The 20447-nt window shown below is 70.9% G+C and carries 23 protein-coding genes; 8 read left to right on the top strand and 15 right to left on the bottom strand.

Annotation, left to right across the window (positions count from 1 at the left end; all coding sequences use genetic code 11):
* Positions 1-87: 87 nt before the first annotated feature.
* From tatC to ACQP0U_RS14775, 5 genes are all read right to left on the bottom strand, one after another.
* Complete coding sequence (gene tatC, locus ACQP0U_RS14795; RefSeq protein WP_433319688.1) at positions 88-1041, bottom strand: twin-arginine translocase subunit TatC; 954 nt, start codon at positions 1039-1041, stop codon at positions 88-90.
* Positions 1042-1059: 18 nt separating this feature from the next.
* Positions 1060-1374 carry a Sec-independent protein translocase subunit TatA gene (gene tatA, locus ACQP0U_RS14790; protein WP_088989654.1) on the bottom strand — a complete coding sequence of 105 codons (315 nt, stop codon included), beginning with the start codon at positions 1372-1374 and terminating at the stop codon, positions 1060-1062.
* Between the two features lie 159 nt (positions 1375-1533).
* Positions 1534-1779 (bottom strand): hypothetical protein, encoded by a 246-nt coding sequence (locus ACQP0U_RS14785; RefSeq protein ID WP_433319684.1) that lies wholly within the window; start codon positions 1777-1779, stop codon positions 1534-1536.
* A 10-nt stretch (positions 1780-1789) separates the two neighbouring features.
* A complete protein-coding gene (locus ACQP0U_RS14780) occupies positions 1790-2845 on the bottom strand; it encodes a helix-turn-helix transcriptional regulator (protein ID WP_433319681.1) in 1056 nt (351 codons plus the stop codon).
* Positions 2842-3840 (bottom strand): helix-turn-helix transcriptional regulator, encoded by a 999-nt coding sequence (locus ACQP0U_RS14775; protein WP_091408906.1) that lies wholly within the window; start codon positions 3838-3840, stop codon positions 2842-2844. The genes ACQP0U_RS14780 and ACQP0U_RS14775 overlap by 4 nt, the downstream gene beginning before the upstream one ends.
* A 117-nt stretch (positions 3841-3957) precedes the next feature.
* On the opposite strand from ACQP0U_RS14775, the gene ACQP0U_RS14770 reads away from it, so the two are divergent.
* Together ACQP0U_RS14770 and ACQP0U_RS14765 are read left to right on the top strand one after the other, a co-directional pair.
* On the top strand, positions 3958-4962 hold the full coding sequence (locus ACQP0U_RS14770) for a cation diffusion facilitator family transporter (protein ID WP_433319677.1): 1005 nt from the start codon (positions 3958-3960) through the stop codon (positions 4960-4962).
* A 49-nt stretch (positions 4963-5011) separates the two neighbouring features.
* Positions 5012-6097, top strand: coding sequence for a DUF3866 family protein (locus ACQP0U_RS14765; protein WP_433319674.1), 1086 nt, complete (start codon positions 5012-5014; stop codon positions 6095-6097).
* A 205-nt stretch (positions 6098-6302) separates the two neighbouring features.
* Here the strand turns inward: ACQP0U_RS14765 and ACQP0U_RS14760 are convergent, their stop codons facing one another.
* The 4 genes from ACQP0U_RS14760 to rfbA form a co-directional block, all read right to left on the bottom strand.
* Positions 6303-6497: a hypothetical protein gene (locus tag ACQP0U_RS14760; protein ID WP_433319671.1), complete on the bottom strand. Its 195-nt coding sequence runs from the start codon at positions 6495-6497 to the stop codon at positions 6303-6305.
* Positions 6498-6576: 79 nt separating this feature from the next.
* Positions 6577-7935, bottom strand: a complete 1359-nt coding sequence (gene pafA, locus ACQP0U_RS14755) for a Pup--protein ligase (RefSeq protein ID WP_030491065.1) — start codon at positions 7933-7935, stop codon at positions 6577-6579.
* Between the two features lie 68 nt (positions 7936-8003).
* Positions 8004-8627, bottom strand: a complete 624-nt coding sequence (gene rfbC, locus ACQP0U_RS14750) for a dTDP-4-dehydrorhamnose 3,5-epimerase (RefSeq protein ID WP_433319666.1) — start codon at positions 8625-8627, stop codon at positions 8004-8006.
* The gene (gene rfbA / locus ACQP0U_RS14745) at positions 8624-9514 is read right to left on the bottom strand and encodes a glucose-1-phosphate thymidylyltransferase RfbA (RefSeq protein WP_433319663.1); all 891 of its coding nucleotides are present in this window, start codon (positions 9512-9514) and stop codon (positions 8624-8626) included. The genes rfbC and rfbA overlap by 4 nt, the downstream gene beginning before the upstream one ends.
* An 85-nt stretch (positions 9515-9599) precedes the next feature.
* Here rfbA and rfbB point away from each other — a divergent pair, with 85 nt between their 5' ends.
* From rfbB to ACQP0U_RS14715, 6 genes are read left to right on the top strand one after another with little or no spacing between them, the layout of a single operon-like run.
* Positions 9600-10601, top strand: coding sequence for a dTDP-glucose 4,6-dehydratase (rfbB, locus tag ACQP0U_RS14740; RefSeq protein ID WP_433319660.1), 1002 nt, complete (start codon positions 9600-9602; stop codon positions 10599-10601).
* On the top strand, positions 10598-11485 hold the full coding sequence (rfbD, locus tag ACQP0U_RS14735; protein ID WP_433319657.1) for a dTDP-4-dehydrorhamnose reductase: 888 nt from the start codon (positions 10598-10600) through the stop codon (positions 11483-11485). The genes rfbB and rfbD overlap by 4 nt, the downstream gene beginning before the upstream one ends.
* On the top strand, positions 11482-11853 hold the full coding sequence (locus tag ACQP0U_RS14730; RefSeq protein WP_139584287.1) for a DUF2304 domain-containing protein: 372 nt from the start codon (positions 11482-11484) through the stop codon (positions 11851-11853). The genes rfbD and ACQP0U_RS14730 overlap by 4 nt, the downstream gene beginning before the upstream one ends.
* A complete protein-coding gene (locus ACQP0U_RS14725; RefSeq protein WP_433319653.1) occupies positions 11846-12547 on the top strand; it encodes a glycosyltransferase family 2 protein in 702 nt (233 codons plus the stop codon). Before ACQP0U_RS14730 ends, ACQP0U_RS14725 begins: the two co-directional genes overlap by 8 nt.
* Complete coding sequence (locus ACQP0U_RS14720) at positions 12544-13854, top strand: lipopolysaccharide biosynthesis protein (protein WP_433319650.1); 1311 nt, start codon at positions 12544-12546, stop codon at positions 13852-13854. The genes ACQP0U_RS14725 and ACQP0U_RS14720 overlap by 4 nt, the downstream gene beginning before the upstream one ends.
* A complete protein-coding gene (locus ACQP0U_RS14715) occupies positions 13851-14879 on the top strand; it encodes a glycosyltransferase family 2 protein (RefSeq protein ID WP_433319647.1) in 1029 nt (342 codons plus the stop codon). Before ACQP0U_RS14720 ends, ACQP0U_RS14715 begins: the two co-directional genes overlap by 4 nt.
* 48 nt (positions 14880-14927) lie before the next feature.
* Here ACQP0U_RS14715 and prcA read toward each other — a convergent pair whose 3' ends face one another.
* The 6 genes from prcA to dop all read right to left on the bottom strand — a co-directional run bounded on the left by prcA (position 14928) and on the right by dop (position 20430).
* A complete protein-coding gene (gene prcA, locus ACQP0U_RS14710; RefSeq protein WP_433319644.1) occupies positions 14928-15767 on the bottom strand; it encodes a proteasome subunit alpha in 840 nt (279 codons plus the stop codon).
* 58 nt (positions 15768-15825) lie between these two features.
* The gene (gene prcB / locus ACQP0U_RS14705) at positions 15826-16665 is read right to left on the bottom strand and encodes a proteasome subunit beta (protein WP_181518379.1); all 840 of its coding nucleotides are present in this window, start codon (positions 16663-16665) and stop codon (positions 15826-15828) included.
* Positions 16584-16874 (bottom strand): endonuclease VII domain-containing protein, encoded by a 291-nt coding sequence (locus ACQP0U_RS14700; RefSeq protein ID WP_244220615.1) that lies wholly within the window; start codon positions 16872-16874, stop codon positions 16584-16586. The genes prcB and ACQP0U_RS14700 overlap by 82 nt, the downstream gene beginning before the upstream one ends.
* Positions 16875-17260: 386 nt before the next feature.
* On the bottom strand, positions 17261-17476 hold the full coding sequence (locus tag ACQP0U_RS14695; RefSeq protein ID WP_030332902.1) for a ubiquitin-like protein Pup: 216 nt from the start codon (positions 17474-17476) through the stop codon (positions 17261-17263).
* 108 nt (positions 17477-17584) lie between these two features.
* Positions 17585-18835 carry an acyltransferase family protein gene (locus tag ACQP0U_RS14690; protein ID WP_433319639.1) on the bottom strand — a complete coding sequence of 417 codons (1251 nt, stop codon included), beginning with the start codon at positions 18833-18835 and terminating at the stop codon, positions 17585-17587.
* 77 nt (positions 18836-18912) lie between these two features.
* Positions 18913-20430 (bottom strand): depupylase/deamidase Dop, encoded by a 1518-nt coding sequence (gene dop / locus ACQP0U_RS14685; protein WP_433319637.1) that lies wholly within the window; start codon positions 20428-20430, stop codon positions 18913-18915.
* Between the last annotated feature and the right edge of the window lie 17 nt (positions 20431-20447).

Genomic DNA, 20447 nt, shown 5'->3' with positions numbered 1-20447 from the left:
AGCTCCGCCGCCGGTGCGCGACGTGACGCGACGACGCCGCCCCCGGCAAACGGGGACGGCGTCGGCGGACCGTGCGGCGCGGGGCCGTCAGGTCATGTCGTCGTAACGGCGTTCGATCGGCGCCGGCTTGGCGATCGGCTCCGGTACGCCGATCGGCGCGGCCGAGTCGACCCGCTGCCCGGCCACGACCGGGTCCGCGTCGAACTCCAACGGCGACACCTCGTCGTCGTCGATGCCGGCGTAGACCTCCTTGCCCCGCCCACGCCGCCTGTCGTTGATGAACGCGACCCCGACCGCCGCGAAGTAGAGCGCGGACAGGCAGAGCGCCAACGCGGTCATCCCGAACGGGTCCGGGGTGGGGGTGACCACCGCGGAGAACGCGAAGAACACGAAGATCGCCACCCGCCACCAACTGAGCAGCCGCTTCGCGCTGGCGATGCCCACGAAGTTGAGCATCAGCACGATCAGCGGGAACTCGAACGCCACACCGAACAGCAGGATCAGGTTGGTGACGAAGGAGATGTACCGGGTGACTTCCAGGGTGGTCGAGATGTCATCGCCGGACACGTTCATCAGGAACTCGAGGCCCTTGGCGGTGACGAAGAACGCCAGCACCGCGCCGGCCGCGAAGAGCGGCGCCGCCAAGGCCGTGAAGGCGTACGCGTAGCGCCGCTCGTGCCGGTGCAGACCAGGCGCGATGAACGCCCAGAGCTGGTAGAGCCAGATCGGCGCCGCGATGATCAGGCCCACCCACAGGCCGATCTTCAGGTTCAGCAGGAAGAGGTCGGCCGGGCCGAGCTGAACGAAGAGGCACTTGTTGGTCTCCGGGTCGACCGACCCCGGCAGGTCGCAGTACGGCTTCGACAGCAGAATCCGGACCGGCTCGGCCAGCCAGATACCGAAGCCGAAGCCGATCATGATCGCCAGCGACGCGCGGAAGAGACGGTTGCGCAGCTCGCGGACGTGCTCGATGAGCGTCATCGAGCCGTCGGCGGCCCGGTCGAACGCCTTTGGGCCGCGTTTACGCAGTGCGAAGGCCACGGGAGTGGGGCCCTTCGGTCAGTTGTCGCGGACGCGGTGCACCGGGTCGACGACCGGCTGCTGCGGCGGCGCCTGCTGGTACGGGGGCTGCTGCGGCTGGCCAGCATACGGCGCCTGCTGACCGGCGTGCGGCGGCAGCGGCTGGTAGCCGGCCTGCGCGTCGGCCTTCTCGGCGAGGTCGCGGTCGTCGTCCTGCAGGCTCTTGGTCTCGGCCTTGATGATGCGCAGCGACCGACCCAGCGAACGGGCCGCGTCGGGGAGCCGCTTCGCACCGAACAGCAGGATCAGCACAACCACGAGAACAGCGATGTGCCACGGCTTGAGGGCACCCATGAGAAGCTCCAGTCGCTCTGTGTCCGAGGGGTGGTACGCAGCCCATCGTACGTGCGGATCGGTTACCCGCCACCCGCCGGGTGGTGGTGGTTTGGCCGGGAGGGTGAAGTCTTGACCAACCCGCGATGATCCGTCAACCACCGTCGGGTGCGTGCTCGATCAGCCGCGCTTGGCCTTGATCACCGCAAGCCGCCGGGACGTGGTGTCGAGCCGCCGTTGGACGTCCTCGGCGCGCTGCTGCAACGTCACGGCGGTCTCCTGCAGCGCCTCGGCCTCGGCGGCCCGCCGCTGCAACGCCACGGCGGCGCGGCGCAGTCGGGGCAGCCGAGCCAGCACCGGGCGCACGGCCAGCGCGAACACCACGAGGGGTAGCAGCACCACCGCGAGCACGATCCAGATCAGCACGGCGGTCAGCCTACTGGGTGCGGCCGGCCACCGCCGGGTCACCCGACGGCACGCGCTCCGGGTCGACCTCGGGTCGCTGCGGCACGGTCGTGGCCACGGGCACGGCGTACGCGTCCAGGGCGGCGGCAGCAGTGCCCCGCACCTGCTCGGCCAACTCGACCGGGGCGACCACTGTCACCTCCGGGCCGAGGCCCAGCACGAACCGGCGGGCCCACCCCAGGTCGGTGACCCGCAGGGAGACGAGCCACTGGTCGCCGTCGCCGGGCTCCACCCGCTCGCACGGGTAGTACTCGGTGATCCACCGCTCGCCCCGGCCGATGCGCAGGGTGATCAGCGGCAGGTCGGACGACGGGCGGAACACGCCCTCGGTGAGGTCGTGCGGGACGGCCTGCGGCGGCGCCGCGGCCGGCTCGTCCAACTCGGTGATCGCGTCGATCCGGTCGGCGCGGAACAGCCGGACGGCCTCCGCACGCCGACACCACGCCTCCACGTACGCCCGGCCGCCGACCATGAGCATCCGCAGCGGGTCGATGACGCGCTCGGTGGTCTCGTCCCGGGCGGCCGTGTAGTAGGTGATCCGCAGGGCCTTCCCGCCCTCCACGGCGGTGCGCAGCGCCTCGACCCGCGGGGTGTCCCCGGGTAACCGGACCGCCACCGGGGCGCCCACCAGGTCGCCAGCGTCCTCGATCTTGGCGAGGGCCCGTTCGACGGCGTCCCGGTTGGCCACCCCGGGCGTCTCGGCCAGCATCCGCAGCGCCACCACGAGCGCGAGGGCCTCGTCGGGGGTGAGCCGCAACGGCCGGTCGATGCCGGCGTCGTAGGTGATGGTCACCCGATCACCGTCGAACGCCATGTCGATCAGGTCACCGGGGCCGTACCCGGGGAGCCCGCACACCCAGAGCAGCTCCAGGTCCTCCCGGAGCTGGCGCTCGGTGACGCCCAGGTCGCCGGCCGCCTCGGCGATCTCGATGCCCGGCCGGGCCAACAGGTAGGGCACCAGGTTGAGCAGTCGGGCCAGCCGGTCGGCGGACGCGCGGGAACCGTTGCGGACGGCCGGGCGGGTCACCGGGCACCCCCGCTCACGGCCAGCTCGTCGTGGCGCACCGCGATCTCCTTGAGTCGTTGGATGACCGCCTCGCGGACCTCCGGTGGGTCGAGGACCCGCACGTCCGGGCCGTAGCCGACGAGATGACCGGCCAGCCCGTCCGGGTCCGCGTACGGCAGGACCAGCCGGTCGCCGTCCGGCCCGGCGGTCACCTCCACCGCCCAACGCCGCAGGCCGGCGGCCCGCCCCGGCGCGGCCAGCACGGTGGCCCGACCGGTGCGCTCCACCGGACCCGACCAGCGGGCCACGTGGCTGATCAGGTCGACGTTGGCCGGCGGCTCGTACGCGCCGGGGGCGCCGGTCACCCGGACCGCGCCGACGACCCGGGACAGCCGGAAGCAGCGGGTCGCCTCCCGGTCCTGGTCGTGGCCGACCACATACCACCGGCCGCGCCAGCAGACCACGCCCCACGGCTGCAGCCGCCGCCGGCTGGGCGCGTCACGGTCGGGCACCCGGTAGTCGAACCCCACCTCGCGGCGGTCCCGGGCCGCGGCGGTCAGCGGCGCGAACGCCGGGTCGACCGTGACCATCGGCTCCAGGCCGAGGGTCGCCTGCGGGTCCACGTCCACCCCGGCGGCACGCAGCTTGGCCAGCCCGGACGACGCGGCGGCGGCCAACCCGGCGTGCTGCCAGAGCCGCGCGGCGATGCCAACCGCGGCGGCCTCGTCGGGTTCGAGAAGAATGTCGGGCAGCGCGTACTCGCGGTGGGCGATCCGGTAACCGGGCTCGGCATCGAAGGCGCTCGCCGTGCCGGTCTCCAGCGGCACGCCCAGCTCGCGCAGCTCGGCCTTGTCCCGCTCGAACTTGCGCTGGAACGCCTCGTGGTCGCGCGCGTCGTCCGGATCATGCTCGTAGCCGGGCACGGTCGCGGCGATCTGCGCGGCGGTCAGGAACCGTCGCGTGGAGAGCAGGCAGATCACCAGGTTGACCAGGCGTTCGGTGCGGGTCCGCGACACGCGGTAGACGCTAGCAGCCGACACGCCCAGACCGTGCACCCACGCGGGCGTGCCGCACACTTGTTCGGATCGGGCCTCCGGCGGCGCGCCACCGTCTCCGGTCATAGGGTGAGCCTCATGTCGCAAGCGGACGCCAGGCCCGAGAGCGAGAGCGTCGGCACGGTCGTCGTCGCCGGCGTCGCCAACCTCGCCATCGCGGTCGCCAAGCTGATCGCCGGGCTGATCTCCGGATCCGCCGCGATGCTCTCCGAGGCGGCGCACTCGGTCGCCGACACCACCACCGAGGTGCTGCTCTTCCAGGCGCTGCGCCGCGGCGCCCGTCCGGCCGACCAGCGCCACCCCTTCGGGTACGGCAAGGAGAGCTACGTCTGGGCGTTCTTCGCGGCCATGTTCACGTTCGTCGCCGGCGCCGGTTTCGCCGTCACCCACGGCGTCACCACGATCCTGGTGCACGAGCACAGCGGCGACTTCCTGATCTCGTACATCGTGCTCGGGGTGTCGTTCGTCATCGAGTCGATCTCACTGGCCCGGGCCGTGCGGCAGGTCCGCCGCGAATCGCGGCGCTGGCGGACCACGCCACGGCGGTTTCTGCGACTGACCGCCGACACCACAGTGAAGGCGGTCTTCCTGGAGGACAGCGCCGCCCTGATCGGCCTGGTGCTGGCCGGGCTCGGCGTCGGCCTGTCGCACGCCACCGGCGACGAGGTGTGGGACGGCGTCGCGTCGATCCTGATCGGGCTCCTGCTGCTGACCGTCGCCGGGGTCCTCGCCGGCAACAACCTGTCACTGCTGGTCGGCCGAGCCGTCCCGGAGCGGCTGCGCCGCGAGATCGAGCAGGAGCTGGCCGTGCTGCCCGAGGTGGAGCGCATCGACACCCTGTTGACCATGCAGCTCGGCCCGGACGACATCCTGGTCGCCGCGAAGGTCGACTTCCGCGACGAGGCCACCGGCGCGCAGATCGAGGCCACCGCCGACGAGGCCGAGCGGCGGCTCACCGGCCGCTACCCGGAGATCCGATTCGTCTTCCTCGACCCCACCCGCTCGCTGCCCGGCGTCACCGGCGACGCCCGGCACACCCAGGCCGGTCCGAGCCCGGAAGCCGGCGGCCCCGAGCCGACCTGAACCACACCCGGGCGCGGGCCGCCCGGCCCGCGCGGCTAGCGTGCCCGTCATGGTGCGATGGCGTACGGGGACGGTGGCGACGCTGCGACGGCAGTGGACCGGGGCGGTGGAGCTGGACGTCGACCTGCCCGACGGCACCCGGATGCGGGCGCTCGCCTACCCGGAGCTGGTCGGCACGCCCGAACCCGGCGACCGGGTGCTGCTCAACGCCGGCGCGCTGCTGATGGGGCTGGGCACCGGCGGGTACGCCCTGGTGGTCGCCCTGCCGGACCGACTTCCACCGGACCCGCCGGACGTCGCCGACACCCGCGACGCCGGGCACCTGGTCAAGGCCCGCTACACGCCGTTGCAGCCGATCCTCCTCGGCGTCGACGAGGAGGCGTCCCCGCACCGCGACGTGCTCGCCGACGCCGACGACCTCGCCGGCCTGCCGGTGGTCACCGCCGACCTGCACTCGGCGCTCCCCGCGATCCTCGCCGGCATCCGGGCCGACGCACCGCAGGCGCGGGTGGCGTACCTGCTCACCGACGGTGGGGCGCTGCCCGCCTGGTTCTCCCGCACCCTCGCCGGGCTGCGGGCCGAGCTGGCCGGCACGATCACCGTCGGGCAGGCGTTCGGCGGCGACCTGGAGGCCACCACCCTGCACGGCGGGCTGCTCGCCGCCCGGTACGTGCTCCAGGCGGACGTGGCGATCGTGGCTCAGGGGCCTGGCAACCTGGGCACCGGCACCCGTTGGGGCTTCTCCGGCGTCGCCGTCGGCGAGGCGGTCAACGCGGTCGCCACGCTGGGTGGGCGGCCGGTCGGCTCGCTGCGCATCTCCGACGCCGATCCCCGGCCCAGGCACCGGGGCGTGTCACACCACAGCCTCACCGCGTACGGCCGGGTGGCGCTCGCCCCGGCGGAGCTGGTGGTGCCCGCGGACCTGACGCCGTCCCTCGCGGCCGAGGTGGACGCGGCGCTGGCGCCCCTGGCGGCCCGGCACCGGATCGTCCGGGTGCGCACCGACGGTCTCGACGCCGCGCTGCGGGCCAGCGCCGTTGCGCTGTCCACCATGGGCCGTGGCCTCGACGCCGACCACGCCTACTTCCTGGCAGCAGCCGCCGCCGGCCGCCACGCAGCAACCCTGCTCCCCTAACCCCCGCCCTCCCCCGACCCGACCCGACCCGACCCGGCCCCCGCCCTCGCCCTCGCCCTCGCCCTCGCCCTCGCCCTCGCCCTCGTTGATCATGAAGTTATTGCCCGCCAGCTCGGCGTGTCGCGGCAATAACTTCATGATCAACGCAGGTGCAGGGCGCAGGCGCGCCGGGGGGCGAGGGGTGGGGTGGGTGGGTGGGTGGGGGTTAGGCCAGGAAGATCAGGGCCAGCCAGCCGCCCACGATGAGCACCAGCGCCAGGGCCAGCACCCACGTCGGCACCGTGTACTCACCGCGCCGGTTACGGTCGATCTCGGCGCGGATCTTCTCCCGCCGCCGTTCGATCCAGTTCTGCCGCTCGGTGCCGGGCTCGGAGCGGTCGGAAGGTCCAGAAGTCGTCATGGCGCGCTCAGCTTAACCGCACAGTGCGCCGGGCTGACCGGCCCCGTCGGCGCGGAGCACCGCCGGGGCCGGCAACCGGTCACATGCTGGCGATCAGCCGCTCCACCCGCTCGTCGTACGCCCGGAACGGGTCCTTGCAGAGCACGGTGCGCTGCGCCTGGTCGTTGAGCTTCAGGTGCACCCAGTCGACGGTGAAGTCCCGGCGCTTCTCCTGGGCGTGCCGGATGAACTCGCCCCGCAGCCGGGCCCGGGTGGTCTGCGGCGGGGTCTCCTTGGCCTCGAAGATCTCCGGGTCGGTGGTCACCCGGTCGACGTCGCCGCGGCGCTCCAGGAGCCCGTAGAGGCCCCGGCCACGGCGCACGTCGTGGTAGGCCAGATCCATCTGCGCCACCCGGGGGTGCGACAGCGGCAGGTCGTGCTTGCGCTGGTAGCGCTCGATCAGCCGCAGCTTGCTGACCCAGTCGATCTCCCGGGAGACCGGCTCCAGGTCGCCGGTCTCGACCGCGTTGAGCACCCGGCCCCACAGCTCGACGACCCGCTTGGCGGCCTGGTCGCCACCGCGTCGCTCGACGAACTCGGTGGCCTTGGACAGGTATTCCTGCTGGATGTCCAGGGCGCTGACCTCCTTGCCGTTGGCCAGCCGCACCTTGCGCCGGCCGGTGATGTCGTGCGACACCTCCCGGATGGCCCGGATCGGGTTCTCCAGGGACAGGTCGCGCATCACCACCCCGGCCTCGATCATCCGCAGCACGATGTCGGCGGTGCCGACCTTGAGCAGCGTGGTGACCTCGTTCATGTTGGAGTCACCGACGATCACGTGCAGCCGCCGGTAGCGCTCGGCGTCGGCGTGCGGCTCGTCGCGGGTGTTGATGATCGGGCGGCTGCGGGTGGTCGCCGAGGAGACGCCCTCCCAGATGTGCTCGGCCCGCTGCGAGAGGCAGTAGACCGCGCCGCGGGGTGTTTGCAGGACCTTGCCGGCCCCGCAGATCAACTGCCGGGTGACCAGGAACGGGATGAGCACGTCGGCGAGCCGGCCGAACTCGCCGTGCCGCGAGACCAGGTAGTTCTCGTGGCACCCGTACGAGTTGCCGGCCGAGTCGGTGTTGTTCTTGAACAGGTAGATCTCACCCGCGATGCCCTCGTCGTGCAGCCGCTTCTCCGCGTCGACGAGCAGGCCCTCCAGGATCCGCTCGCCGGCCCGGTCGTGGGCGACGAGATCGGTCACCGAGTCGCACTCCGGTGTCGCGTACTCCGGATGCGACCCGACGTCCAGGTAGAGCCGGGCCCCATTGCGCAGGAAGACATTGCTGGACCGACCCCAGGACACCACGCGACGGAACAGATACCGCGCGACCTCGTCCGGGGACAGCCGCCGCTGCCCGCGATAGGTGCAGGTGACGCCGTACTCGGTCTCGAGGCCGAAGATTCGCCGCTCCATGGTGTGACATTAGCCGCCCGGAGGCCCGGTTCGTCACTGTCAGAGCGCAGGTCGTGCCCCGAGCGCGGTCACATACCGGTTGAGTGCGACATTCCGTCCGGGCCGAGGCTCGCCACGAACTGCCGGCAGCTGTCGTACTCCGGCAGCAGGCCCCGATCGCGGGCCTGCGCCAGAGTCGGCGCGGCGTCGTCGCGCGCGGACAGCAGCGGAACCTCGGCGGGCCACTCGATGCCCAACTCCTCGTCCAGCGGGTGCACCGCGTGCTCACCGGTCGGGTTGTAGGTGGCCGAGCAGAGATAGCTCAACGTGGCGTCGTCGGTCAACGCGCAGAATCCGTGCCCCAGCCCCTCGCTGAGGTAGACGGCCCGGCGGTCGGTGTCGTCCAGCCGGACGCCCTCCCAACGGCCGAACGTCGGCGAACCCACCCGCAGGTCCACGATCACGTCGAGGACCGCACCCCGCACACAGGTGACGTACTTGGCCTGCCCGGGCGGGACGTCGGCGAAGTGGACGCCGCGCACCACGCCACGCGCGGAGACCGACAGGTTGGCCTGGGCCAGCCGCAGCGGATGCCCCACCGCCTCGGCGAGCCTGTCGAAGCGGTACCACTCCATGAACATGCCGCGCGGGTCACCGTGCTGCTGGGGGCTGATCTCCCAGGCGCCCTCGATGCTCAGCTCCCGGATCTTCACCAGGAACCCCCGTCCCCGCGGGCCTGCTCGCTCAGCAGACCGAGCAGGTAGTCGCCGTAACCGCTCTTGGTCAGTGGCTCGGCGAGCGCGCGAAGCTGCGCGTCATCGATCAGGCCTGCCCGCCAGGCGACCTCCTCGACACAACCGATCTTGAGCCCCTGCCGCTCCTCGACCACCCGGACGAACTCGGCGGCCTGCATCATCGAGGTGAACGTGCCGGTGTCCAGCCAGGCGGTGCCCCGATCCAGCACCGTCACCGACAGCTCTCCGGTCTCCCGGTACACCTCGTTGACCCCGGTGATCTCCAGCTCCCCGCGGGCGCTCGGGGTGAGCTTGCGGGCGATGTCCACGACCCGGTTGTCGTAGAAGTAGAGGCCGGGCACCGCGTAGCGGGACTTCGGCCGGGCCGGCTTCTCCTCGATCGAGAGCACCCGACCATCGGCGTCGAAGTCGACCACGCCGTACTCCTGCGGGTTGGCCACCTGATAGGCGAAGACCCGCCCGCCGACCGGGTCACAGTGGTCGGCGAGCTGCCGGCCCAGACCCACCCCGTGGAAGATGTTGTCACCGAGGACCAGGGCCACCGACTCGGCGCCGATGAAGTCCGCGCCGAGGATGAACGCCTGCGCGATGCCCTCCGGCCGCTCCTGGCTGACGTACTCCAGGCGCAGCCCGAACTGGCTGCCGTCGCCGAGCAGCCGACGGAACTGGTCCTGGTCGTCCGGAGTCGTGATCACCAGGATCTCGCGAACCCCGGACATCACCAGGGTCGAGAGCGGGTAGTAGATCATCGGCTTGTCGAAGATCGGCATCAGCTGCTTCGAGACCGCCCGGGTGATCGGCCAGAGCCGGGACCCGGTGCCGCCGGCAAGTAGGATTCCACGCACCGGGAGAGCCTAGCCGCATTCGGACACGTTGTGCGGGGGTCGCGTGCCGGGCGCCGCACCATTCGTCGCGTATACTTCCGGACCCGTGAGGATCCTCGTCACCGGCGGAGCCGGATTCATCGGGTCGGAGTACGTTCGCCTACTGCTGGGCAAGCCCCTCGGCAGCGCGGACGGCGTGCCGCCGCTCGAGCCTGCCGTCGTGACAGTGTTGGACAAGCTGACCTACTCGGGCAACCTGGCCAACCTCGAGCCCGTCCGCGACGACCCGCGACTGCGGTTCGTGCAGGGCGACATCTGCGACCCGGTAGTGGTCGACGAGGTCGTCGCCGAGCACGACGTGATCGTGCACTTCGCCGCCGAGTCGCACGTCGACCGCTCGATCGCCGGCGCCGCGCCGTTCGTCACCACCAACGTGCTGGGCACCCAGACGCTGCTCGACGCGGCGCTGCGCCACGGCACCCGCCGGTTCGTGCACGTCTCCACCGACGAGGTCTACGGCTCGATCGACGAGGGCTCCTGGACCGAGACCTGGCCCCTCGCCCCCAACTCCCCGTACTCGGCGTCCAAGGCCGGCTCCGACCTGCTCGCGCTGTCGTACCACCGCACCCACGGCATGGACGTGGTCGTCACCCGCTGCTCCAACAACTACGGCCCGTACCAGTTCCCCGAGAAGGTCATCCCGCTGTTCGTCAGCAACCTGCTCGACGGTGGCACCGTCCCCCTCTACGGCGACGGCGGCAACATCCGTGACTGGCTGCACGTGCACGACCACTGCCGCGGCATCGCCCTCGTCCAGCAGAAGGGCCGCGCCGGAGAGGTCTACAACATCGGCGGCGGCACCGAGCTGACCAACAAGGAACTCACCGGTCTGCTCCTGGACGCCTGCGGCGCCGGATGGGACCGGGTCGTCCCGGTCACCGACCGCAAGGGCCACGACCGCCGGTACTCCCTCGACATCAGCAAGATCAGCGGAGAGCTCGGCTACCAGCCCAGCATCACCCTGAACCAGGGTCTCGCCGACACCGTCCGCTGGTACCGGGACAACCGCATCTGGTGGGAACCCCTCAAGTCCGCGCCGACCGCATGACCCGACTACTCGTCACCGGCGCGGGCGGGATGCTCGGCCGGGACCTGGTCACCGTGCTGAGGACACGGCCCGACCTCAAGGTGACCGCCGCCACCCGCGCCGACCTGGACGTCGCCGACCGCGCGGCGGTACGCGCCGCCGTCGCCGGGCACGACCTGGTGATCAACGCAGCCGCGTGGACCAACGTCGACGCCGCCGAGGCCGACGAGGCGGCGGCGACCGCCGTCAACGGCGACGCCGTGGCCAACCTGGCAGGGGCGTGCGCCACCGACGGAACCAGGCTGATCCAGATCTCCACCGACTACGTCCTCGCCGGCAACGCCGACACCCCCTACCCGGAGGACGCGCCCACCGCGCCGATCAACGCCTACGGCCGCGGCAAGCTGGTCGGCGAACAAGCGGTCGCGCGGCTGCTACCCGACACCGGGTACGTCGTGCGCACCGCCTGGCTGTACGGCGCACACGGCCCGAACTTCGTGGCCACCATGCTTCGACTCGCCACCCAGCACGAACACCTCGACGTGGTCGACGACCAGCACGGTCAGCCCACCTGGTCCTACGCGCTCGCCGAACGGCTCGTCGCGCTCGCCGACGCGGCGCTGGCCGGTCACGCGCCCCCCGGCGTCTACCACGGCACCTGCGCCGGGCAGACGACGTGGTACGGCCTGGCTCGCGCCGCGTTCACCCTGGCCGGGCTGGACCCGGACCGGATCCGACCCACCACCAGCGACCGGTATCCGCGTCCCGCCCCCCGCCCTGCGTACAGTGTGCTAGGGCACAGCCGCTGGGCCGCCGTGGGTTTGCCCCCGCTTCCAGACTGGCACCACGCCCTGGTTGACGCGTTCCACTCCCCCGCTCCACCCGCCCCGTGGAAGGTCGCATGAAGCTCACCCTCGTCACCGGCCTGACCGGCCTGCTGCTCCTCGGCACCATCGTCGAGCTGTTGCGCCGCCGTCAGCTGCGCGAGAAGTACGGCATGCTCTGGCTCGCCGTGCTGATCATCGTGATTCCGCTGTCCCTGTTCCCCCGGCTGCTCGACAACGTCGCCGAACTCCTCGGTGTCGCCTCCGGTGTCAGCCTGGTGCTCTTCCTCGGCATCGTCTTCCTGCTGCTGGTGTGCGTACACCTCAGCTGGGAGGTCAGCGCCCTGGAAGAAGAGACCCGCACCCTGGCCGAAGACTTCGCCCTGCTCCGCGCACAGATCGACGCGGACCGGGCAGCCCGAGACGAACTGGTGTCCACCGATGGTTAACGGCAAGCGCACATTGATCATCATCCCGGCTCTCAACGAGTCCGGCTCGATCGCCGACGTCGTCGGCGAAGTCCGCGGCGAACTGCCCGGCGTCGACGTACTCGTCGTCGACGACGGCTCCACCGACCGCACCGCCGCCGTCGCCGCCGCCGCCGGCGCCCTGGTCGCCAAACTGCCGTACAACCTCGGTGTTGGCGGAGCCATGCGCCTCGGCTACCGCTACGCCCGGGACAACAACTACGACGTCGCCATCCAGATCGACGCCGACGGCCAGCACGACCCCCGGTACGTGCCGAAGCTCGTCGACCTGCTCGACGACAACGACCTCGTCATCGGCGCCCGCTTCGCCGGTGAGGGCGACTACAACGTCCGCGGCCCCCGCCGCTGGGCGATGGTGATGCTCTCCGCCGTGCTGTCCCGGGTCGCCCGCACCAAGCTCACCGACACCACCTCGGGCTTCCGGGCCGCCAACCGGCGGGTCATCGAGATGTTCGCCGGCTGGTACCCGGCCGAGTACCTCGGCGACACGGTGGAGACCCTGGTGCACACCGCCCGCCGGGGCTACCGCATCCGCCAGGTGCCGGTCGCCATGCGCAAGCGGATGGCGGGCACACCCAGCCACTCCCCCGCCAAGGCGATGGTCTACCTCGGCCGCGCGTTCGCTGTCCTCACGCTGGCGCTCATCCGCCGGTGATCCGACGGCTACTGAGCCTGGTCCCGCCCGGCACCGTCGCTGTCGGTGCCGGGCTGGCCCTTCTCGGGCTCGCCTCCTACGTTCACCTCGCAGTCGCCGGCCACAGCCTCAGCAAGGCCGACTACTCGTCCCTGTCCGTGCTCTGGTCGATCGTGTTCACCCTCGGCATCGGCGTGTTCATGCCGATCGAGCAGGAGGTCGCCCGGGTCGTCGCCGCCCGACACAGCCAGGGGCTGCCCCCCGGGCCGGTGCTGGCCCGCGGCGTCACCGTCGCCGCCGCGATGCTCGCCGTGCTGGTGCTGGCCGTCACCATCGGCCGGCAGCCGCTCGCCGACAAGCTCTTCGCCGGTGACGGCAACCTGGTCACCGTGCTGATCGGCGCACTCGCCGCGATGGCCGTCGCCTACGCCACCCGCGGCGTCCTCTCCGGCCTGCAACTGTTCCCCTGGTACGGCGCTCAACTCGGGATCGACGGCGGCCTGCGCATCATCATGGTCGCCCTGCTCGGGCTGGCCGGGGTGACATCCCCCGTCTGGTACGGGCTCGTGCTCGTCGCCGCCCCGCTGGTCAGCGTCCTCCTCACCCTGCCGCCGGTGCTGCGCGCCATCGGCGGAGGCGCACCTGTCGCCTGGGCCACCCTGCTCCGCGGCCTCGGCCTGCTCACCGCCTCCAGCCTGCTCTCCCAGGTCGTGGTGAACATCGGCGTGATCAACGTGCAGCTGCTCGCCCCCGCCGACGCGGCAGCCGCCGGCGCACTCCTCTCCGCCCTCGTGCTGGTCCGCATCCCCCTGTTCGTCTTCGGCTCCCTCCAGGCGTCACTGCTGCCCGGCCTCGCCACCACCGCCACCACCGGGGACCAGGCCGGCTTCCACAGCCTGCTGCGCCGGGCACTCGGCATCGTCACCGCGCTCGGCCTCACCGGTGCCCTCGGCGCCGTACTGCTCGGCCCATGGCTGGTCGGCACACTCTTCGACGCACCCGGCGTTCTCGGCCACGGCGACTTCGCCTGGTTGGCGGCCGCCACGCTCGCCTACCTGTGGGCGATGGTGCTCGGCCAAGCCCTACTCGCCCTCGACCGGCACCGCGCCCAGGCGCTCGCCTGGACCGTCGGCGTCGCCGCCCTGATCGCCGTGACGCTGATCCCGGCCCCGGTCACCCTGCGAGTCGAGTTGGCGTACACCATCGGCTCCGTCATCGTGGCCGCCACCATGGCGCTGCTGCTGCGCGGCGGCGTCCGCCGACCCACCACCCCCACCCGGCCGCTCGCCGGGGCCGTCGCCCCTGCCGCATCCGGAGGCATTCGATGACCCGACCCCGGGTGAGCGCGGTCATGCTCGCCTACGGCCCGGAGCCCTACCTCGTCAACGCCGCCCGGGCGGTGCTGGCCAGCACCGACGTCGAGATCGACCTCATCGTCGTCGACAACGGCTGCACCGGGGACGGCATCGACATCGTCAAGGGCCTCCCCGGCGTGCGGGTGATCCGACCGGAGGAGAACACCGGCTACTCCGGCGGCTGCCGCGTCGGCGCCGCCGAGGCCACCGGTGAGTGGCTCGCGTTCGTCAACTCCGATGCCGTCGTCGCGCCCGACGCCCTGGCCAAGACCACCGCCGTCGCCGCCGAAGCGGGCGTCGGCGCGGCCATGGCATCCATCAGACTGGCCGACACCCCCGAGCTGATCAACACCAGCGGCAACCCGCTGCACTTCACCGGGCTCTCCTGGGCCGGCGGCAACGGCGAACCGGCAGGCAACCACGCCGAGCGGCGGGTCGTACCCTCCCTCAGCGGCTGCTGCTTCGTGATCAGCCGGCAGCTCTGGCGCGAACTCGACGGCTTCGCCGCCGAATACTTCGCCTACCACGAGGACACCGAACTCAGCCTGCGACTGTGGCAGCGCGGCCTACGGCTCGAGTACGTGCCGGACGCCGTCGTCCGTCACCACTACGAGTTCTCCCGCAACGCCCTGAAGCTCTACCTGGTCGAGCGGAACCGACTGGTCACCCTGCTCACCGCCTACGAGGCGAGGACACTCGTCGTGCTCGCCCCGGCGCTGTTGCTCACCGAGGCCGCCATGCTCACCGCCGCGATCGTCGGCGGCTGGTCCCGGCAGAAACTGCAGGGTTGGGGCTGGTTGTGGCGCAACCGCGGCTGGGTGCGCGGCCGTCGACGGCAACTACAGGCCGAACGTCGGGTGCCGGACGGGGTTATCGCGCAGCTGATGACCGGTCGGGTCACCCCCTCGGGTGTGCCGACCACGCCGGGGCTGGGCGCGTTCAACGCCGTGGCCGGCGGCTACTGGGCCCTGGCCAGGCCCCTGCTGCGCCGAGGATGACCGCTGGTGCCGGGCCCGAACGCGGGCCCGGCGCCAGCGGACGAAACCCTAACGCTCGCCGCCCTCCGCGGGCCGGTCCTCCAGGTCCGCAGAGCCGGCAGAGGTCGTCGGCTTGTGCGCCTCCGTGGTCGGTACGACGGGCTCACCGGGACCGCCCGCGGCCCCCGTCGACTGCCCCTCGGCCGCCGCATCCCCGTCCAGCAGCGCCGTCAGCGCGGCACCGGTGATCCGCCGGAACGTCCGGCCGATCCGATGGCGGTCCAGGACCGCCACCTCAAGCTGGTTGGCGGCGATCGTCCGGGCGGCACCACCCTCACCACCGACGGTGCTCAACGCCTGCACCGCCACCCGGACCGCCTCACCCAGGGACATGTCCGCCCGATGCTGCGACTTCAACACACCGGTGATCGCCTCGGCCTGACCACCCATGGCCATCCGGCCCGGCTCGTCGTTGACCGAGCCGTCATAGGTCAACCGGTACAGCTCGTCCGCGTCCGCTGTGGCACCGACCTCCGCCACGCAGATCTCCACCTCGAACGGCTTCGACTGCTCGGTGAAGATCGCACCCAGGGTCTGCGCGAACGCGTTCGCCAGGGCCCGGCCGGTGACGTCACGCCGGTCGTAGCTGAGCCCGTTCAGGTCGGCCATCCGGACACCCGCGCGGCGCAGATTCTCGAACTCGTTGTACCTGCCGACCGCGGCGAACCCGATCCGGTCGTAGATCTCACTGACCTTGTGCAAGGCGCTGGAGAGGTTCTCCGCGACGAAGAGGACCCCGCCGGAGTAACTGAGGACCACCGCACTGCGACCCCGAGCGATGCCCTTGCGGGCCAACTCGGAGCGGTCGCGCATGATCTGTTCGGGAGAGGCGTAGAACTGCATGGCCACGTCGGCGGTTCTCCTTACGGCGCTGTGCTGACGACTGCTGACTGGTGAGGTGCGGGTCTCAACCGCCCGGGTTCTCCATCCGGCCGGCAACCACACCCTCGGCGATCGCCGCCGTCTCGGTGTCGGTCAACCGGCGGGTGCCCTCGGCGGTCGCGGTCATCACCACGGGGTAGATCCGGCGGGTCAGATCCGGCCCACCGGTGGCGGTGTCGTCGTCGGCCGCGTCGTAGAGCGCCTCGACCGCCAGCCGCGTCGCGTCCTCGACGGACAACCCGGCCCGGAACCGCTTCTTCAACGCGGACTTGGCGAACAGCGACCCCGACCCGATCGCGTCGTAGCCGGTCTCCTCGTACGGGCCACCGGTCACGTCGAAGCTGAAGATCCGACCGGCCCGCGCCGGGTCGGCGGCGGCCAGGTCGAACCCGGCGAAGAGCGGCACCACTGCCAACCCCTGCATGGCCGCCCCCAGGTTGCCCCGGATCATCGAGGCCAACCGGTTGGCCTTACCGTCCAACGAGAGCATCGCGCCCTCGATCTTCTCGTAGTGCTCCAGCTCCACCTGGAACAGTCGCATCAGCTCGATGCCGATACCCGCGGTGCCCGCGATGCCGACAAGCGAGTACGCGTCGGCGGGGTGCACCTTCTCGATGTCGCGCTGGGCGATCAGGTTGCCCATGGTGGCCCGTCGGTCGCCCGCCATCACCACACCCTCTGCGGCCGCGATGGCCACGATGGTGGTCGCGTGCGGCGCCAGGTCGGCGGCCATGCCCGGCGGCAGCGGTCGCCGACCGGGCAACATCTCGGGGGCCACCCGACTCAGAAACGTCGTGAAGGAGGACGTCCCCGCGTTGGTGAACACATCTGGAAGACGCCCGGATGGATCAAAGCCCGCTGCCACGTGGTTCCTCTCAGGTACGTGATCGCCCTGGCCAGCCTCATGGGACTGTCACGGAACTGGCCAAGACCACCGTTGCAGTTGAAGCAGAGTATCCCGCGCACCCATCCGGTGCGATGATCGTGGTCCAGATGTTGCGGGTCGGCACCGCCACAGATCGCGCAGACCCCGCCCTGCTCGGCCAGGAGCTCCTGGAACTCCTTCTCACCCACGCCGTACCGCCGCCGCAGGTGGTACTCGCGAGTCCCGCCGTAGAGTCGCTCCGCTGTCTCCTTGCCGCGGGCATTATGGCAGGGTTTGCAGTAGCTGTGCCGGCCACTGGCCTTGGTAGTGGTGGTGGGAAAGTCGTCCAGAGACTTGATCTGCTCGCAGTCCGGACACCACTTGAGACCTTCACCGACGGGCGTGGGCGACTTTCGCTGTGGACGATGCCGCGCTTACGCCGGCTCGCCTCGGACCGGACGGCGGCACAGGCTTTGCAGTAGAAGGCGAGACCGTCTACCCGTCGGCGGTCACGGTGGAACTCTGTACCGGCCAGCGTTCTCTTGCACTGCGGACATGTCTTGTCCGGGCGGTCCGGCGAATCGGACATATGCCTCTATTGACCCCCTTTCTGAACATATCCTCTCACGAACTCTTCTGCATTTTCTTCGAGGACGGAGTCGATCTCGTCGAGGAGGTCGTCGACGTCCTCGGTGATCTCGGCGTGCCGCTCGGCCACCTCGGGGTTGGCCTCGGTGGTGACGTCCTCGATTTCCTCGCCCTGACGGGACTTGCCGGACTGCGACTGGCCGCCGCTGTCATGAGTGGCCATGGCTGTCTCCTCCACGATCGTCTGGCATGAAATCTACCCCGCGCAGACGACAGAAAGACCTCACGTCCGCCGTGTTCGGGTCGGGGACGTTCGATTGCGCCGAAGCGGTCAGCCCCGGGGGGCCGACGCGTCGGCCGGGACCGGCACCGGCGCCCGCTCCGGCTCAGGCCGGGGCTCCTCCGAGGCCTCCGCCGGAGGCGCTCCGCGCCGGAGGCGGGGTGTCCAGTCCTTGAACCGCAGCGCCTGCTTCTCCACCAGGTGCCAGGACAGGAACGCCAGGACGACGGTGCAGGCCATGACCACCGCGAAGTAGCCGACGAACCCCCAGGCCGCCGCCCCCAGCCAGGCCAGCATCTGCTGCACGACGAAGGAGTAGATGTAGATGCCGTACGAGTAGTCGTTCTTCTGGCCCACGCGGTGCAGCAGCCGTGGCAACCGGACCGCGAGGTAGAGGATGGCGTACTCGTAGGCGAGCAACGCCGGGCCGAACAGGTGGCCCTCCAGGGTCTGCCAGCCGGTCACGATGATGGCGAGCACGCCGAGGACGTCGCTGATGGGCAGCTTGTCGCTGTACAGGTCCGCCACGGCGCCGATCAGGAACATGAAGCCGAACCGCAGGAACCAGATCTTGCTGAGTGCGCCGAGCAGCGGCAGCGGGCCGATGCTGCCGCTGGTGAAGTACGTCGACCCGCCGAAGCGCAGCGCCTCGTACTGGTTCCAGAGCAGCAGACCGAAGACGAGAACAGCGGCCGCGAGCACCAGCCAGCGGGCGCGGCGCAGCACCGCCACCACGGCCAGCGAAGCCACGATCAGGTAGCAGAAGATCTCGTAACTGAGCGTCCAGAGTGAGCCGTCGAGGACGCTCTTGCGCACCAGGTCGCCGTACGGCGTGTCCCGGAAGACGTCGACGATCCCCTGCTGGCGGTAGCCGCCCCACCAGTTCGCCTGCAGGAAGTTGATTACGCCGGCCGGGTGCCGCCACAGGCCGTCCAGATTGCCGCGGTCGGCGTACCAGACGATCGGGGCCACCACGAAGCCGATGAACAGCAGACACACCCAGAGGCCCGGCCAGATCCGCAGGGCGCGGTGCCACAGGTAGCGGGGCAGGCTGGCGCGCCTGGCGCTGCGGGTGATGAGGAAGCCGGAGATGCCGAAGAAGCCGGCCACCCCCAGGCCGGCCACGTCGACGACCTCGGTCAACGGTCGGGCGTACCCGATCACCGCGGTGTGCGCGAGGACGACAGCTACGGCGAAGCAGAGCCGCAGGAAGCCGAAACTGTTGGCACGCCCGGCGTACGCGTTCGCCAGCGGAACAGCGGTTATCGCACGAAGGCCAGCCTGCCGGGCTGAGGGGAGCATCGCATCACCGTGTGGGTCGACGGATCGGGGGACGGCCTAGCATGCCACAGAGTGATTCCCGGTGGAGGCACCGGATCTCAGCCCCCGGTCAACGTCTCCAACAGGTCCTTGGCGCTGGCGCAGCGGTCGAACAACGCCCCGACGTGCGCGCGGGTGCCCCGCTCCGGTTCCATCATCGGCACCCGGACCAGCGACTCCCGGCCCACGTCGAAGATCACCGAGTCCCAGCTCGCGGCGACGACCTCGGAGGCGTACTGGGCGAGGCAGCGGCCGCGGAAGTAGGCCCGGGTGTCCTCCGGTGGCTCGGTCATCGCGGTACGCGTCTCGTCGTCGGTAAGCAGCGTCTTCATCGCCCCTCGGCTGACCAGCCGGTGGTAGAGGCCCTTCTCCGGCCGGACGTCGGAATACTGGAGGTCGACGAGTTGGAGCTTGTGCGAGCCCCAGCCGAGCTTCTCCCGCTCCCGGTAGCCCTCCAACAGCCGCAGCTTGGCCACCCAGTCCAGTTCGTCGGCGCAGAGCATCGGATCGCGGCCCAGCCGGTCCAGGACGCTCTCCCAGCGGTCGAGCACGTCGATGGTCTGCTCGTCGGCGTCGGTGCCGTACCTGTCGTCGACAAAGGACCGGACCCGCTCCAGGTAGGCCCATTGCAGGTCGAGTGCGGTGAGCCGGCGGCCGTCGCGCAGTCGCATGCGGTGCGTGAGGGCGGGGTCGTGGCTGACGGCACGCAGTTCGCTGACCGGGTCGGCGATGCCGAGGTCGCCGCCGAGCGCCTTCTCCTCGATCATGGTGAGGATCAGCGCGGTGGTGCCCACCTTGAGGTAGGTGGAGATCTCGGAGAGGTTGGCGTCGCCGATGATGACGTGCAGCCGGCGGTACTTGTCGGCGTCGGCGTGGGGCTCGTCGCGGGTGTTGATGATCGGGCGCTTGAGGGTGGTCTCCAGGCCTACCTCGACCTCGAAGAAGTCGGCGCGTTGGGAGATCTGGAAGCCGCTCTGGCCGCCGTCCTGGCCGATGCCGACCCGGCCGGCGCCGCAGACGATCTGCCGGGTGACGAAGAACGGCGTCAAGTAGGCCACGATGTCGGCGAACGGCGTCTGCCGGCGCATCAGGTAGTTCTCGTGGGCGCCGTAGCTGGCGCCCTTGTTGTCGGTGTTGTTCTTGTAGAGGTGGATCGGCTGGGTGCCGGGGATGGTGGCGGCCCGGCGGGACGCCTCGGCCATCACCCGCTCGCCGGCCTTGTCCCAGCGCACGATGTCCCGGGGGGTGGTGACCTCCGGGGTGGAGTATTCGGGGTGGGCGTGGTCGACGTAGAGCCGTGCGCCGTTGGTGAGTATCACGTTGGCCAGGCCGAGGTCTTCGTCCGCGAGGGCCTCGGCGGGGTCGTACGCGGCACCGGAGTAGGTGAAGCCGCGGGCGTCGCGCAGCGGCGACTCCTCCTCGTAGTCCCACCGGGCCCGGCCGCCCCGGTTGAGTTCCGGACGTGCCCCGTAGGCGTTGACCACCTGCGATGAGGTGACCATCGGGTTGGCTCCGGCCTGCCCGGGCACGGAGATTCCGTATTCGACCTCGGTGCCCATGATCCGTCTTACGCTCATCGACCTACCCGCTTCGC

Origin of the sequence: Micromonospora sp. CA-269861 (assembly GCF_050948505.1) — a bacterium.
Taxonomy (GTDB): Bacteria; Actinomycetota; Actinomycetes; order Mycobacteriales; family Micromonosporaceae; genus Micromonospora.
This window is presented reverse-complemented; position numbering and strand designations above follow the sequence as displayed.

Excerpts from the sequence above, each read along its gene's own strand:
- ACQP0U_RS14695 (WP_030332902.1), bottom strand. The coding sequence starts at position 17,476 with ATGGCCACTCATGACAGCGGCGGCCAGTCGCAGTCCGGCAAGTCCCGT.
- rfbD (WP_433319657.1), top strand. The coding sequence starts at position 10,598 with ATGACCCGACTACTCGTCACCGGCGCGGGCGGGATGCTCGGCCGGGAC.
- ACQP0U_RS14760 (WP_433319671.1), bottom strand. The coding sequence starts at position 6,497 with ATGACGACTTCTGGACCTTCCGACCGCTCCGAGCCCGGCACCGAGCGG.
- ACQP0U_RS14690 (WP_433319639.1), bottom strand. The coding sequence starts at position 18,835 with ATGCTCCCCTCAGCCCGGCAGGCTGGCCTTCGTGCGATAACCGCTGTT.
- ACQP0U_RS14715 (WP_433319647.1), top strand. The coding sequence starts at position 13,851 with ATGACCCGACCCCGGGTGAGCGCGGTCATGCTCGCCTACGGCCCGGAG.
- dop (WP_433319637.1), bottom strand. The coding sequence starts at position 20,430 with ATGAGCGTAAGACGGATCATGGGCACCGAGGTCGAATACGGAATCTCC.
- tatA (WP_088989654.1), bottom strand. The coding sequence starts at position 1,374 with ATGGGTGCCCTCAAGCCGTGGCACATCGCTGTTCTCGTGGTTGTGCTG.
- pafA (WP_030491065.1), bottom strand. The coding sequence starts at position 7,935 with ATGGAGCGGCGAATCTTCGGCCTCGAGACCGAGTACGGCGTCACCTGC.
- ACQP0U_RS14765 (WP_433319674.1), top strand. The coding sequence starts at position 5,012 with ATGGTGCGATGGCGTACGGGGACGGTGGCGACGCTGCGACGGCAGTGG.
- ACQP0U_RS14725 (WP_433319653.1), top strand. The coding sequence starts at position 11,846 with ATGGTTAACGGCAAGCGCACATTGATCATCATCCCGGCTCTCAACGAG.
- ACQP0U_RS14770 (WP_433319677.1), top strand. The coding sequence starts at position 3,958 with ATGTCGCAAGCGGACGCCAGGCCCGAGAGCGAGAGCGTCGGCACGGTC.
- ACQP0U_RS14730 (WP_139584287.1), top strand. The coding sequence starts at position 11,482 with ATGAAGCTCACCCTCGTCACCGGCCTGACCGGCCTGCTGCTCCTCGGC.